This is a genomic window from Pantoea sp. X-Soil-ISGK-355 (assembly GCF_059730805.1).
This window is the reverse complement of sequence record NZ_AP035971.1, coordinates 409,377-422,952: the sequence shown is the minus strand read 5'-3', so window position 1 is coordinate 422,952 and position 13,576 is coordinate 409,377. Positions and strand designations below refer to the sequence as shown.

At 51.9% G+C, this 13,576-nt stretch carries 13 protein-coding genes; 7 read left to right on the top strand and 6 right to left on the bottom strand.

From position 1 onward, the window contains the following. The first annotated feature begins 118 nt into the window (after positions 1–118). Genes AC6I8J_RS01835 through AC6I8J_RS01825 form a run of 3 tightly spaced genes read left to right on the top strand, consistent with a single transcriptional unit; the run spans position 119 to position 3,793 of the window. Positions 119–1,351 carry an MFS transporter gene (locus tag AC6I8J_RS01835; RefSeq protein WP_161731755.1) on the top strand — a complete coding sequence of 411 codons (1,233 nt, stop codon included), beginning with the start codon at positions 119–121 and terminating at the stop codon, positions 1,349–1,351. Continuing rightward, positions 1,335–2,600 carry an ATP-grasp domain-containing protein gene (locus tag AC6I8J_RS01830; protein ID WP_140922733.1) on the top strand — a complete coding sequence of 422 codons (1,266 nt, stop codon included), beginning with the start codon at positions 1,335–1,337 and terminating at the stop codon, positions 2,598–2,600. The genes AC6I8J_RS01835 and AC6I8J_RS01830 overlap by 17 nt, the downstream gene beginning before the upstream one ends. Then, positions 2,597–3,793, top strand: coding sequence for an ATP-binding protein (locus tag AC6I8J_RS01825; protein WP_497825027.1), 1,197 nt, complete (start codon positions 2,597–2,599; stop codon positions 3,791–3,793). Before AC6I8J_RS01830 ends, AC6I8J_RS01825 begins: the two co-directional genes overlap by 4 nt. Before the next feature lie 255 nt (positions 3,794–4,048). Here AC6I8J_RS01825 and AC6I8J_RS01820 read toward each other — a convergent pair whose 3' ends face one another. The 3 genes from AC6I8J_RS01820 to AC6I8J_RS01810 form a co-directional block, all read right to left on the bottom strand. After that, positions 4,049–5,218, bottom strand: coding sequence for a Gfo/Idh/MocA family protein (locus AC6I8J_RS01820; RefSeq protein WP_497825026.1), 1,170 nt, complete (start codon positions 5,216–5,218; stop codon positions 4,049–4,051). 10 nt (positions 5,219–5,228) lie between these two features. Beyond that, complete coding sequence (locus AC6I8J_RS01815; RefSeq protein ID WP_497825025.1) at positions 5,229–6,146, bottom strand: TIM barrel protein; 918 nt, start codon at positions 6,144–6,146, stop codon at positions 5,229–5,231. A gap of 150 nt (positions 6,147–6,296) precedes the next feature. Beyond that, positions 6,297–7,322 carry a LacI family DNA-binding transcriptional regulator gene (locus AC6I8J_RS01810; RefSeq protein ID WP_253420807.1) on the bottom strand — a complete coding sequence of 342 codons (1,026 nt, stop codon included), beginning with the start codon at positions 7,320–7,322 and terminating at the stop codon, positions 6,297–6,299. A gap of 334 nt (positions 7,323–7,656) precedes the next feature. Between AC6I8J_RS01810 and AC6I8J_RS01805 the strand changes: the two genes are divergently transcribed. The 4 genes from AC6I8J_RS01805 (at position 7,657) to AC6I8J_RS01790 (ending at position 10,990) form a co-directional block, all read left to right on the top strand. Continuing rightward, positions 7,657–8,700, top strand: a complete 1,044-nt coding sequence (locus AC6I8J_RS01805; protein ID WP_497825024.1) for a Gfo/Idh/MocA family protein — start codon at positions 7,657–7,659, stop codon at positions 8,698–8,700. Between the two features lie 18 nt (positions 8,701–8,718). After that, positions 8,719–9,597 (top strand): sugar phosphate isomerase/epimerase family protein, encoded by an 879-nt coding sequence (locus AC6I8J_RS01800; protein WP_497825023.1) that lies wholly within the window; start codon positions 8,719–8,721, stop codon positions 9,595–9,597. Between the two features lie 218 nt (positions 9,598–9,815). Next, positions 9,816–10,682: a glutathione-dependent disulfide-bond oxidoreductase gene (gene yghU, locus AC6I8J_RS01795; RefSeq protein WP_260059071.1), complete on the top strand. Its 867-nt coding sequence runs from the start codon at positions 9,816–9,818 to the stop codon at positions 10,680–10,682. Between the two features lie 11 nt (positions 10,683–10,693). After that, the gene (locus AC6I8J_RS01790; protein ID WP_161736375.1) at positions 10,694–10,990 is read left to right on the top strand and encodes a DUF1330 domain-containing protein; all 297 of its coding nucleotides are present in this window, start codon (positions 10,694–10,696) and stop codon (positions 10,988–10,990) included. Between the two features lie 255 nt (positions 10,991–11,245). Here AC6I8J_RS01790 and AC6I8J_RS01785 read toward each other — a convergent pair whose 3' ends face one another. The 3 genes from AC6I8J_RS01785 to AC6I8J_RS01775 form a co-directional block, all read right to left on the bottom strand. Next, on the bottom strand, positions 11,246–11,560 hold the full coding sequence (locus AC6I8J_RS01785) for a DUF5862 family protein (protein WP_161736374.1): 315 nt from the start codon (positions 11,558–11,560) through the stop codon (positions 11,246–11,248). Between the two features lie 92 nt (positions 11,561–11,652). Continuing rightward, positions 11,653–11,952: a DUF5862 family protein gene (locus AC6I8J_RS01780; protein ID WP_161736373.1), complete on the bottom strand. Its 300-nt coding sequence runs from the start codon at positions 11,950–11,952 to the stop codon at positions 11,653–11,655. Between the two features lie 407 nt (positions 11,953–12,359). Continuing rightward, positions 12,360–13,451, bottom strand: a complete 1,092-nt coding sequence (locus AC6I8J_RS01775) for a YncE family protein (RefSeq protein WP_260059074.1) — start codon at positions 13,449–13,451, stop codon at positions 12,360–12,362. Between the last annotated feature and the right edge of the window lie 125 nt (positions 13,452–13,576).

The following is a 13,576-nucleotide window of genomic DNA, read 5'->3' as shown; positions in this document are numbered from 1 at the left end:
AAATCCCAGGAAACATTGGCAGCAGTCAGCACGATTTCAGATGAATTTTATCAGGCATTTACCTCGATGAAGAACCCGGTAAATAGCAGTCTAATCACTTAGTTTTAAAGGTCTCTGCGTGAAAACCACATTAAAAATATCAGTGCCAAACATAAAACGTTCCAGACTATTTGTTGCATCGACAATATTAAATGCAACGGGTGGTGGATTGATCATGGCGTTTATGATGATCTACTTTGACAGAACGACAACGCTTACGCTCTCAATAATAGGCGTAGCTATTGCCACAGGCCGTGCCCTTTCCTCTTTAGTACCTGTCCTGATAGGAAGGTTACTGGACAGACTCGGTCCTAAAAAACTGTCGATATGGGGCGATTTTATCAGCGGCGCGGGTTTTGTCATGTGTCTTTTCGCCAGAGACCCTTTTACCATAATGCTGACGCAGTTTTTTACCCAGGCAGGATCTCATATTTTCTGGACGAGCAACCGAGGGCTGGTTTCACTGGCTTCAGGTGGGAAAGGGACTCAAACCTGGTTCGGACTTATTGCGTCTATCAGGAATATTGGTCTGGGACTGGGCACCATCTTTACTTCACTGGCTTTTTCTGTTGATTCTGACAGCAGTCTGCATTTTATTATTATTGCGTCGGCATCACTTTACTTTCTATCCTGCCTGGCACTTTTGATGTGGCATCCTGTAGCCGTGCAGACGGTAAAGAATAGCCACAAAAAAGCAGAAAGTCATAATATTAGAAAAGTGTTGAGCGATCCCAGCTATCGCCAGCTTCTGATTGTCAACTTTGGCTTAGTCATTGCTGCAATGGTTATTCCGCTCGTAATTGTTATTTATGCAACCAAACAACTTGGCCTTCCTGCTTTTTTCTCAGGCGGACTGGTCATTTTAAACACGGCCATTGTGGCGCTAATCAGCACCCATATTGCATCATGGACAAAAGAGAACGATCCCGTCCAGAACATAAAACACGCTTATTACCTGAATATTCTTTCATTCATTATTTTCTGGTGTGCCAGCATAACTTTAAATAACCAGATAGTTACTGGTGGGCTGTTAATTGTTGCGATGCTTATTTACAGCCTTGCAGAAATGTTATCTACGCCGTCGGTTAACATGCTAAGTATAAAACTAGCCCCGGAAGTAAATAATGGAAATTACATGGCTGCCTTCCAGATGACCTGGTCGGCAGGAATGACGTTGTCTCCGGCAATTTTTGGCTGGCTGCTGGATATGAATACGCATTCCACCTGGATAGTACTGCTCTTACTGACCGCAGTCACTTTTAGTCTGGGATTCAAAAATTTAAAAGGAGGAGTTAATGAATACAACTATTAATGGAAATAAAAGCATACTGGTTATTGAGCCGATCGGTATGGGAGGAGAGCTGCTTCTTAAGGCAATACGCGCACTGGGTTATCATTCAGTCGTCGCCACAACAGAAGAAGTCTATGACTCCATGCTGCAAGAAGTCTCAGGCATGATTGATGACCTCATTTTTCTGGACTTTTCAGTGCGCCAGCTGGCCATTGAGACGCTGGTCAGCGAAGCGAAGAAGAAAGGCGTTTCCGGGGTAGTTGTCGCCTGGGAGTTCCTGACAGATATCGCAGCAGAAGTCGCACAAAGGCTCGATCTTTGCGGTCCGGATGCCTCGCTTTCCAGAGCCAGAAGAAACAAATATGACATGTACCGCACGCTGTCGAAGGCAGAGTGTCCGTTACCGGCACTGCTGGCGGTATTAACCGACAAGGATGATGTGCATCAGCTTCCTCTGGAAGAGCTGGCGTTTCCTCTGGTGGTCAAACCGGCTGAAAATGCAGCCTCCTTTGGCGTTTCAGTGCTGATGGAGTGCAACGAGTTTCCTCAGGCATGTAAAGACGCATCACAATGGACACATGAATATCCACACGGTATTCCTTTCAGCAAAGAAATTCTGGTTCAGGAATATATTCCCGGACAGGAGTTTAGTGTTGAAGGCCTTTCCGTCTCAGGTCGATATGCGCCCTGGGGTGTGACAATGAAGTTCACCACGCCCGGCAAAGCTCGTGCAGAAACCGGACACATTTTCCCGGCGCCTGTTCCTGACGCCTTACGCGATGAGATTCTGAACGTTGCCACTCAGGCGGTTATTGCCCTGGGCATCACGAATGGCATAAGCCATACCGAAATCAAATTAGACAAAGAAGGAAAGCCACGCGTTATTGAGAGCTGTTCACGGCCAGCAGGTGACTATATTCCTCGCCTTGTCGCCCTTTCCACCGATCAGGACCCGCTTGAAATCTATGCCCGCCAGGCCGTCGGTATGCTGGATAGTGACTTTAAACCTGCCGTGCCTAAACGCTATTGTGCCATTCAGTTTGTCCGGCCTGACGCCGAAGGCGTTTTAAAGCAGCTTGAAATTCCTTCCAGGCTGGAAAATGCATCCGTCATTGAAACCCGCTCTACCGTTAGTGAAAATTCACCGGTAAAACCGGGCTCAACAAATATTGAACGTCTGGGATGGGCCATTTTTACCGCTGATTCTGAGCAGTCAATACTTTTGGCTATGGATGAATTTTCACAAAGCACCAGGGTCTCTATCGTATGAGTGATTTTCCCGTACTCTGCATCCGCTCGCTGGATATAAGCCAGGCATCACCTTTTCTCGAAATGGCATGGGAAACGATCAAAAGCAGGCACAGTGATTCAAGACTGCTGCTCAAAGATCAGCCTCACTTTTCGTCTCCGATGGGGCCTGATGCCGCAATTGACGATGCCCAAAGTGAGCGTCAACCGGCTTACGTCAGCCATGTTATTTCCTGGTCTATTCCCAATGAAAGGACCATTGAAGACATCACTTTGTCAGAAGGCGTCAGCGCGGTCCCTGGCCCAATTAATGCTGTATATAAGCTCGCCGATAAAAGAGCAACCAAAATGCTTTTTGAGCAATTCGCCCTTCCTACGCCGCGCTGGGAACTTCTGGACCGAGAATTTACACATGGCGAGCTTTTAAAACCGGGCTGCAGAGACAAACTTGAGCAGGAACTGGTCAGCCATATTGCTTTTCCCGTCATTCTGAAACCTCTGTGGGATTGTATGGGGCATGGTATTGAGATAATCAGTAACAAAGACCAGCTGATCAAGACGCTGAGTCAGAATCAGCGCAAGAATATTTTAATTGAGTCCTTTATTGATGGTGCGCTTGGTTGCATAGAAATTGCTGGTACGCCGGGGAATTACTTTTTCCAGCCTCCCTGTTATACCGGCCAGAGTTCACTGGGAGTTCGCTCTGATTTTGATACGATACGCGTTTGTCATCCTGGTCTTTTCAGCAAACAGTTAACCGGTGAGGTCCAGACAAAACTGATTCTCCTATTAAATCACCTGGGGTTCAATGGTGTCTGCTGCGTCGATTTTAGTGTTACGGAAAACAGCCTTTATCTTCTGGAAATTAACCCACGTATTAGCGGAATCAGTTGCCTGAGCTCAGCAGCAAGCGGCGTCAATTCATTTGAGTCAACGTACCTTATTTCTTCGGGTCAATGGCAGGCACCGCTTCCTTATCAAAGTCGTCAGGGAGCCGCTCTGCAACTGGGCGGGAAATATGCAGATGAAATCAGTTCTGTTATTCGCGACGAAGGCAATAACGTCACAGTTTACCGTGACAACATCATTACGGTAGACGGAAAAGACTCACGAAATATGATTGCCGGCGGAACGATCAGCAGCATTGAGAATGTGTTGCAGTCTGTTCAGCATAGCTCGCTTAGCTTTATCGCTTCAACGCTACGCATAGCTTAGTCCCGCACAGTATTGCCTGACGTAATCAGGAGCAGGTCTGCCTGGCGTCCCGCTTTACAGGCTGATGCATCCGGGATAAAAAGTTGATAATGTCGTGTGGATGCAATTATCTGGTCAGGATGTTTTTTGTCCTGCCTGTTACGGCCCTTTTCAACGGGTGATAATTAAAATGTCAGCGGCAGTGCGGTGTACTCACAGATGACGCCGCTTTCCTCAACCCGTCTCTGGCGGGTTGAGGTTTTGTTTATCACGCCCTTACCCTTCCACCCACACCGCCCCGGCATCCGCTGATTTCACGCACTGCGCCACCCAGCGCACGCCCGCTAATCCGGCATGCACATCGGGATACCAGAAATCCTCCAGGAAGGCGGTGTCACGGCGATCGGTGGCATCCATCGCCAGCGCGAAGCGGCGATAGAGATTCGACCAGGCTTCAAATAACCCTTCGGTATGGCCTCCGCCAATGCGATCCTCTTCCAGCGCGCGCGGGCTGAGATAACCCATGCCGCGCTCCAGAATGCGAACCGGCTCGCCCTGCACTTCGTAACGCAGCTGGTTTGGCTGCTCATCCCACCACTCCAGACTGGCTTTCGATCCGACCACGCGAATCTTCTGTCCGTGCATGGAACCCGCATTCACCGCCGAGGCCCAGAGCGTACCCACCGCGCCGTTATCATACTCCATCATCACAAAGGCGTTATCCTCCAGCGGCGCACGCGAGGCGACAAAACTCTGGCGCGAACAGAGCAGACGCGTCACCTTCAGCTTCGGCAACATCGTTTCGGCGATAAACAGCGGATGTGTTGCCAGATCGCCTAACACGTAGCTCGGGCCGACAAAGCGCGGATCGACCCGCCAGCGGGTGCTTTCACTCTGCAACTCCACCGCCTCATTATGGAAGCCGTGAGCAAACTGCATATTTACAATGCGGATCTCACCCAGTATGCCTTCAGCGATCATCTCTCTGGCCTGATGAATCAGCTGATGCCCGGCATAGCCGTAAGTGACGCCGACAATCTTCTGCTTCTCCCGGCTAAGCTGCTCCAGCTCATCGGCCTCTTCGACCGTAAAACAGAGCGGCTTCTCGCACACCACATGCAGCCCGGCATTCAGCGCCGCACGGCAGATGGCGAAATGGGTATTGTTAGGCGTGGCGATCGACACCGCCTCAATGCCATCTTCACGCCCAGCTTCTTCGGCGAACAGGCTGGCGTAGTCGGAATAGCAGCGTTCAGGTGCCACACCCAGTGCCTGACCAAACTCGCGGCCGCGCGCCACGTCGATATCAAATGCCCCCGCCAGCAATGCAAAATTGCCGTCACGCTGCGCCGCCGAACGATGAATATAGCCAATCTGACTGGTGCCGCCGCCACCGATCATGCCCCAGCGCAGCGAGCGGTTAACTGCTTTTTTACCGTTAATCATGCTGTTGTCCTCAGAATCCTGTTGATCGGAGATAGTCCAGGCTGGCTTTCACATCCTGCAGGCTGGTGTCGGCATGACGCGGATCGCGCTCCTGCTCGATGGTGATCCAGCCCTGATAATGACGTTCAGTCAGCAAGCTGCGCACGGCCGGATAGTCGATTGCGCCCTGCCCCAGCGGACACATCACCCCCTGCGCGCAAGCAGTGAAAAAGTCGAGTCCGCGTGAGAGTGCATCACGCCAGACCCGTGGGTTAACGTCTTTAAAGTGGAGGTAATCAATGCGCGACCAGTACTGCTCCAGCGACGCGACCGGATCCATCCCGGCGTAATAGAGATGGCCGGTATCCAGGCACAAACCTGCAACCTCATGCGGAATGTCAGAGACCAGCTGTGCCAGCTCATCGGCAAACTCAATGCAGCCACCCGCATGCGGATGGATCACTGGCCGCACGCCATACTCCTGCCAGGCGATCTCACTAAGAATGGTGATGTGCTGCATCATGCGCTGCCAGTCGTCAGCGGAAAGCCGTGGTGCTTTTTCAGACTGACCGGCATATTTCGCCCGCTCCGGATTGCCGAAATCAATGATCACCAGATAAGGCGCGCAGGCACCGGGCGTTTTAGTCGCGACTGGTACGCTGGACAGCGTGCGGCACAGATCGTGGGTCAGCGTTACCAGCGCAGGAAAATGTGCCTCACTGACTAAATCATCGAAAATCGTGCCTGCCACCAGAGAAAGCTGATGTGCATTAAGCTGCCGGGTCAATTCGGCGGCATCGGTTGGCAGATAGCCCCAGGGACCGAGTTCAATACTGGGATAGCCGGCCTGCGCGGCTTCGGTCAGGACTTTCTGCCACGGCGGCAGAAAGGGATTAGCGGGATCATCCACGCCCCAGCTACAGGGGGCATTCGCAATATGAAAGGTCATGATATCTGCCTGTGCAGTGAAAACTGCTGGCAGTATCAAATAAAAATTTCATCTCAGACAACAATGAAAGTTTCATTTTTTGATAGAGATCGCGTTTAAAAATCCCGTTAAATGATAGATTACTATCAAATAATAGCTAACCTGTTATTTCTACAGGTTTTCAAGCGTTACGATCTCAAATGGTACGGTCACCTGTGCAAAATGGTCAGGCTGATCCCTCCGGCTGCTGAGACAGGTAGCGATCACCGCCTCCGCCATCGCATCAATACGGTGCCGCACCATCAGCGTGATGGTGCCGTCAATCAGCGCCAGTTCATCGCCAGGCAGCGGGCCGTGGCACAGCAAATCAATCTGCGTGCGACCGCTCTCACGCAGCGCCTGTATCACGCCCTCTATGCCGCCGCAGGGCGCATAAATCATGACCAGATCGTCGTGGGCTTCCAGCAGTTGCCGGGTCGCCTGATAGCCTCCTTCACCCGACTCATGCGTTTTTAACGGTTCCAGTACCCGCTGACTGATGCCCGACTCGCGCAGGTAGGAGCGGAAACTGATTTCGCTGCTCTCCTGGCAGGTGAAACGGTGGTCGCCCAGCAGCACACCGACACATCCCGGCTCACGCAGCAGATGATGTGCCATCCAGGCCGCAGTGCGTCCTGCTTTCTGATTATCGATGCCAATAAATCCGGCATGGTCACAGGGCGAGAAATCGGAGAACAGCGCGTAAACCCGCACGCCCAGCCGTGAAACATCCTGGATTGCGTGACGGATCAGCGGGTGATCCAGCGCCACCAGCGCAATCACATCACTGCGCTGTGCCAGCTGACGCAAGGAATGCGCGACGGCTTCAACCTCGTGAATATCATGCCAGCAGAATTCAGGTTCGCTACCCTGTGGCTGCTGCGCCCTGAGCTGCTGCTTCAGCGCCTCGCCCAGCTGCTGATAAAACGAATAGCGGGCAGGCAGCAGGATAAAGCTCACGCGGAGTGCGGCTGCAGCCAGTGGCGCGGTGGTCTGGCTGTGCGCCTGGGTCAGGCGATAGCCCAGTTCACGGGCCGCAGCCAGCACCTTCTGCTCGGTCACACTGCGTACCGGCGCTCGGCGGTTCAGCACCCTGTCTACCGTCGCCACACCCACGCCCGCCGCCTGCGCAATGGCCGTCATCGTCACTTTTGACATCACCCTTCTCCTGCTTTTCCTGTTCCCATTAACTAACGGCTACGTCTTTATGTTCTGTTGTTTAAAACAGCACTACCTTATCGCGACAGGGCCATTTCCTCTCATTTATTTGATAGAAAATCAGAGCTAACTTTGATCTTTCTCTCAAAATGAAACATTCATTTCTTTTCGCATTCTCTTTAAAACGTTCATTTGCTAAAAAGGGTAAAAATCCCGAACCGATCCGACCGATCCGGTTGATGGGATCACATCATTAAAAGGTTAGAGCGGTGACGGTGAGCTTTTTATAGTGGAGACCTGAGCCCCCCAGCCTGCACGTAAAAAAGGAAAAGTAATGTTCCCATCAACGCTTCCGGCTCCACGCACAACCGATGCCCGCCAGGTTCCGCAACTGCGCTGGGGCATTATCGGGCCAGGTTGGATCGCCGACCATTTTGCCCATGCGCTGCACCAGCATACCCACCAGCAGATCACGGCGGTGGCTGCGCGCGACCCGGCAAAAGCACAGGCCTTTGCTGACAAATGGTCAATCGGCCATGCCACAGGCGACCTCAATGCGATGCTGGCACGGGATGATGTGGATGCGGTTTATATCGCGACACCCCACAACCACCATTTTCCCGATGGCCTGCGCGCGATTGCCGCCGGAAAGCATCTGCTGATCGAAAAACCGCTGGCGCTGAATGCGCAGCAGGCGATTCAGCTTAAACAGGCCGCTGCGGCCGCGAACCGGCTCTGTATGGAGGCGATGTGGTGCAACTTTGCACCGAAGTATGACGTCATTCGTCAGCTGCTGGCGGATGGCGTACTCGGTGACGTCCACACCCTGATTGCCGATCACGGTGAGTTTTTCACCCCGGATCACCGCATCTTCAATGCCGATCTGGCGGGCGGTCCGATGCTCGATCTCGGCAGTTATCTGGTGGCGCTTAGCGTATTTGTTGGCGGCAGTGCACCTGACACGATCGTCGCCCGTGGTCAGCCCGTCCCGGATGGCCGCGTCAACGGTCAGACGTCGATGCTGTTTACCCATCAGCACGGCATGCAGTCGGTGCTGAATACTACCCTGTTCAGCAATACGCCGGGCGGCGCCGTGATCGCCGGTCGTGACGCCACCCTGGAGCTGGCAGGCCAGTTCTATGCGCCCGGTGACTTTACCCTGACCTCCAGCGACCGGCGTCACCGCCTGCAATGGCAGGAACCCACTAACCGCTATGAACAACTCTGTCATGAGATTAACCACTTCGCCTGGTGTATCGGCCAGAGCCTGATCGATTCGCCTGTCCATTCGCTTGACCAGGCGATCATCACCCTGGCCACGATGGATAACGTCAGGCAGCAGATTGGCGTGACCTTCAATGAAGAACAGCAACCTTAACGTGCCTGGAGCAGAAAGATGAAAATCGCTTTTGATGTGGATGTGATTAAAGATTTAGGTATCACCCGTATGGTTCATCAGGTGGCCGACTGGGGCTACAAATATATCGAACAGTCGCCGCATCCGCAGATCAACCCGTTTTATAAACATCCCAAAGCCAGCCGTGAAATTATCACCGAGTATAAGAATGCATTGAGCGCCACCGGGCTGGAAATCTCTTCTTTTATCGTGGTCTATCGTTGGTCCGGCCCGGATGAGCTACGCCGTCAGGCGGCGGTGAAGAACTGGAAGCGGATGATTGAGATTGCGGTTGAGATGGGTGTGCAGGTCATTAACACCGAACTCTCCGGCACGCCTAACGAGCCGGAAATCTGTGAAGAGATGTTCTATCGCTCAATGGAAGAGTTGCTGCCGATTATCGAACGTGAAGGTATCCGCATCGAAATTCAGGCCCACCCGTGGGATTTCTGTGAAGAGAACAATGAAACCGTGGATATCGTGAAGTCGTTCCGCAGCGATAACGTGAAGTATATCTACAGCGCGCCGCACACCTTCTTCTATGACAAAGGCAAAGGCGATGTGAAACCGATGCTGGAGTATGCGGGTGCCGATCTGTCCCACATGCTGATCGCCGACACCATGAACCATACGAAACACTGTCGCTATATCGTTAACCCGCCAGGCGTGGATGCCACTATTCACCAGCACGTTGGCGTTGGCGAAGGTGAAGTCGACTTCGATACCCTGTTTAAAACCCTGCGCGACACCGGTTTTGCTACCCGCAGCCATAAAGTCGGTGGTGAACCGATTATCGCGGCGTCACTGTTTGGTTACCCGGAAAAGATGAAGGTGCAGGCGATTGAAACCCGCGAACTGATTGAGCGCGAACTGCTGTAAACCTGCCTGCCGTGCAGTCGTTGCTGGCTGCACGGTGATGTCCGCGCAGGACAAACATCGCCCCGTCTGACACACTTTTGATCACTTTTCCCCTGGGCCGCTCCCCGCCTGACATCGGCCCGTCACAACACGCCCTCGCGCAGCCAGCAGAGTTAAACCGCCTTCGCAGCACCTGCTACACTCCAGACCAATATCACATCACAAGGCGAACTTTCATTATGTCGGAAAATGCATATCAGCCCGCAAAAGTCTGGACCTGGGACCCTGAAGCCAAAGGTAACGGCGCTAAAACTAATCGTCCGTTCGCTGGTCCCACCCATGAAAAAGCGTTGCCGGTCGGCAAACACCCTCTGCAGCTCTATTCGCTCGGCACGCCTAACGGCCAGAAAGTCACCATTTTGCTGGAAGAGCTGCTGGCGCTTAACGTCAACGATGCCGAGTATGATGCCTGGCTGATCCGTATCGGCGACGGCGACCAGTTCTCAAGTGGTTTTGTCGACGTGAACCCGAACTCAAAAATCCCGGCGCTGAGCGACCACTCAGCAACACCGCCGATTCGGGTATTTGAATCAGGTAATATCCTGCTCTATCTGGCAGAGAAATATGGTTACTTCCTGCCGAAAGATATCGCTGGCCGCACTGAAACGCTGAACTGGCTGTTCTGGCTGCAGGGCTCAGCGCCTTACCTTGGGGGTGGTTTCGGCCATTTCTATCACTACGCGCCAGAAAAAATTGAGTACGCCATCAACCGCTTCACCCTGGAAGCGAAGCGCCAGTTTGACGTGCTGGATCGTCGACTGGCCGATAACCGCTATCTGGCCGGTGATGACTACACTATCGCCGACATCGCCACCTGGCCATGGTACGGCAACATGGTGCTCAACGATCAGTATGGCGCTGCCGAATTCCTGGATGTGCAGTCCTATAAAAACGTGGTGCGCTGGGCGAAAGAGATCGCACAGCGTCCTGCCGTCATCCGCGGCCGCAAGGTTAACCGCGTTATGGGTGACCCGGCCGATCAACTGCATGAGCGTCATGATGCAGCCGATTTTGACATTAACACTGAAGATAAACGCCAGGCGTAAAGGAGCCCACAATGAGCGCATATGTCATCTTTATTCGCGACAAAATTACTAACCCTGAGGAATTCGCTATTTACGGCGAGAAAGCGGGCAAAGCGCGCGGCGACCATCCCATTACGCCGCTGGCGTTTTATGGACAGCTTGAGACGCTGGAAGGACCGGAAGCGGACGGCGTAGTCGTGCTGGAGTTTCCGACGGCTGAAGCAGCGCACGGCTGGTATGACAGCCCGGAATATCAGGAAGCGAAACAGCATCGCCTGAAAGGTGCAGAATACCGTGTGGTGCTGGTCCAGGGTGTAGAACAGTCATAGCATGTCATGACTGTGAGAACAGTAAGCCGTAGCCATTAAGGTGCGGCTTAAATTCTCATTCGCCAACAGGTTACTGAGATAACTGCACAAAAAAATCCGCAACGTCGAAACGTTACGGATTTGATTAAACTCTCTGAGTATTCGAATATCGTCCCTGATTTTATTTTCAAAAACGTTAGTAAAAATCCATCGCTAACATTATGGATAGATAATAGCGCTATCGTACAACTCAGATCATGTTTTGTTCAGAAAATATTAAACGATAGCTGTGCTGCCGTTGGTGCCGTAATTCTGACGGAAGTCAGCTGCGTAGGCGGCCACAGTGTCCTTACCCCACAGCGCACCCATCACGGCACCTACAACCGGACCGATAATGCCGCCCAGAATAGCACCAACGCCCTGAGCGATAGGACCGAACACGGCGCTACGGCTGGCACTGCCGCCGACTGTTACGCCTGTAGCCAGACCTTCAATGATACCCCAGACCGCACCTTCCGCAGCGTCAGCCAGAGTAGTCACTAATGCACCGCCGCTTACGGTTTCCATTTCGATCAAAGATAATTCACGCATGATAAAGTTCCTTTTATTTAAAAATAACACTGTTAATAAACTTCATTAAAAAAAATATTTTTAATGAAGAGGGTATGACGCAACGCTTGCAGTTAGCTGGCGTATTGCTTTCTGAAGTCAGCCGCATACGCTGCGACTGCGTCTCTGCCAACCATTGCGCCCATAATCGCGCCCGCTATTGGGCCAATAATGCCACCTAATATCGCTCCGACTCCCTGTGCAATAATGCCGAATACTGCATCACGGCTTGCGCTTCCACCGACAGTAACACCGGTTGCTAATCCATCCAGTGCACCCCAGACAATACCTTCAAAAAAAGCGTTAACCTCATCGGCCGTCGCTGGAGCGCCACCGCTTACGACACTAATCTCGTATTCCTTTAGCTTTCTCATTATTTTCACTCCGGCTATTTAATGTTAATTTATAAGCCCTTTTATTTCAGTAAATGTAAAATTCATTTACTGGAACAATACAGCAGCAGAAGGCTAAAAAAAATAGTAAAAAAATCCATTTTCTGGAAAAATATAAATATAATAAAATCACTTTCCAGATATTATGGAATAATCAAAAAAACCGGAATAACATTGGAATGATAATAATAAAAAATCCAGCCACCTGGTTATATAGTTAATCTTTTGACAACATTAACCCCAGAATGAATATCAAAAACCGTTCCCCAACCCGTGAAATAGGTTTATGCAAAAAGACAAGAAACATTTTTACTAATAATTAAAAGCAAAAATTGAAATTGAAAATCAGATAAAATCATTAAGACGGCCTGCGGCCGCCATTTATTAACTTAATTCAGCTGAATACGTGCTACGCCGTCCCGCTCTTTGCTGCTGTAATGCTGATTAAAGTCAGGCCTGGTGGTGACATAGAGCGTCTGCCCGTCGGGTGAGACCAGCAGGCTGTCAGGGTGACGATCAAATGACCAGCTGTTTTTCACTTCATAGGTCGTGCCATCCAGTTGCAGCACCTTCTTCGACTCGCGCTGGCTGATATAAATCTCATTGCGCTTGCCGTTAAACTTAATCCCCATCGAATCACCCACATCAAGACGCTTAATCACCTTGCCGCTGCGCTCATCAAACACCAGGGTGATTTTCGCCTTGGAATTATCCGTGACAAACAGGCGTCCTGTCGCCGGATCTTCGGCCATGTTCAGGAAAAGATAATTCTGCCCGTCACCGGCTGTCAGACGCTGTTCGATCTTGTGATTACGCGGATTGATTACCAGGATTTCACCGCTGCCGTTCGCCGCGTAAATCCGGTCGCTGACCGGCGAGAAGATAATGCCTGTGACCCACTTGCCGGCATTTTTAATCCGGGTTTTCAGGGTCAGCGTTTTGGCATCGACCACCCAGATTACACCCGGATCGCCTGTGCCGCCGACATAGAGCAGCCCGTCATGCAGAAAGATTTCACGCGTGCCAACCGGTAACCCTTTCTCGTTTTTATCGTCAAACATCAGGCGTTTCAGCACCTTTCCGTTCTTCGGATCGATCTTAGCGATGCCGCCATCCAGTGAGTTGGTGGCGTAGAGTGCGCTGCCGTCCGGCTCGCTAATCAGCCCAAAGTTTTTCAGGTCGAAATGCCCCGTCCCGGTGCTCTGCAGCGTGGTGCCATCAAGACGGTAGATCATGCCGCCACTGATATCGTTGCCTTCCGGCGCACTGGCAACATAGAGCGCATTCCTGGCGGGCAGGTACGCCATCTCATACAACCCTTCACCCAGCTCGCGCTCAATCAGGTTATCGGGGCTGGAGGGCTGCATCACTACGGCGCCACCATCCACTTTTTTCACCGCGGTCTGGCACGCCGCCAGGCTGAAGGTGGTGACCATCACCAGTGCGAGTGCCTTTTTATGCGGGCTGAACAACGCTTTCATGCTTGACTCCCCTATCGACCTGCTCTCCCGGCTGGCCGCAACGCAGAGGACAGGCAGGGAAGAAAAATGAATGAAAATCATACGCATCAGAAAAAAGACTGTAAACGCAGCGTCAGTCTGAAACG

Coding starts and splice junctions, on each gene's coding strand:
- AC6I8J_RS01825 (WP_497825027.1), top strand. CDS start 2,597: ATGAGTGATTTTCCCGTACTCTGCATCCGCTCGCTGGATATAAGCCAG.
- AC6I8J_RS01800 (WP_497825023.1), top strand. CDS start 8,719: ATGAAAATCGCTTTTGATGTGGATGTGATTAAAGATTTAGGTATCACC.
- AC6I8J_RS01780 (WP_161736373.1), bottom strand. CDS start 11,952: ATGAGAAAGCTAAAGGAATACGAGATTAGTGTCGTAAGCGGTGGCGCT.
- AC6I8J_RS01775 (WP_260059074.1), bottom strand. CDS start 13,451: ATGAAAGCGTTGTTCAGCCCGCATAAAAAGGCACTCGCACTGGTGATG.
- AC6I8J_RS01810 (WP_253420807.1), bottom strand. CDS start 7,322: ATGTCAAAAGTGACGATGACGGCCATTGCGCAGGCGGCGGGCGTGGGT.
- yghU (WP_260059071.1), top strand. CDS start 9,816: ATGTCGGAAAATGCATATCAGCCCGCAAAAGTCTGGACCTGGGACCCT.
- AC6I8J_RS01830 (WP_140922733.1), top strand. CDS start 1,335: ATGAATACAACTATTAATGGAAATAAAAGCATACTGGTTATTGAGCCG.
- AC6I8J_RS01805 (WP_497825024.1), top strand. CDS start 7,657: ATGTTCCCATCAACGCTTCCGGCTCCACGCACAACCGATGCCCGCCAG.
- AC6I8J_RS01785 (WP_161736374.1), bottom strand. CDS start 11,560: ATGCGTGAATTATCTTTGATCGAAATGGAAACCGTAAGCGGCGGTGCA.
- AC6I8J_RS01790 (WP_161736375.1), top strand. CDS start 10,694: ATGAGCGCATATGTCATCTTTATTCGCGACAAAATTACTAACCCTGAG.
- AC6I8J_RS01820 (WP_497825026.1), bottom strand. CDS start 5,218: ATGATTAACGGTAAAAAAGCAGTTAACCGCTCGCTGCGCTGGGGCATG.
- AC6I8J_RS01815 (WP_497825025.1), bottom strand. CDS start 6,146: ATGACCTTTCATATTGCGAATGCCCCCTGTAGCTGGGGCGTGGATGAT.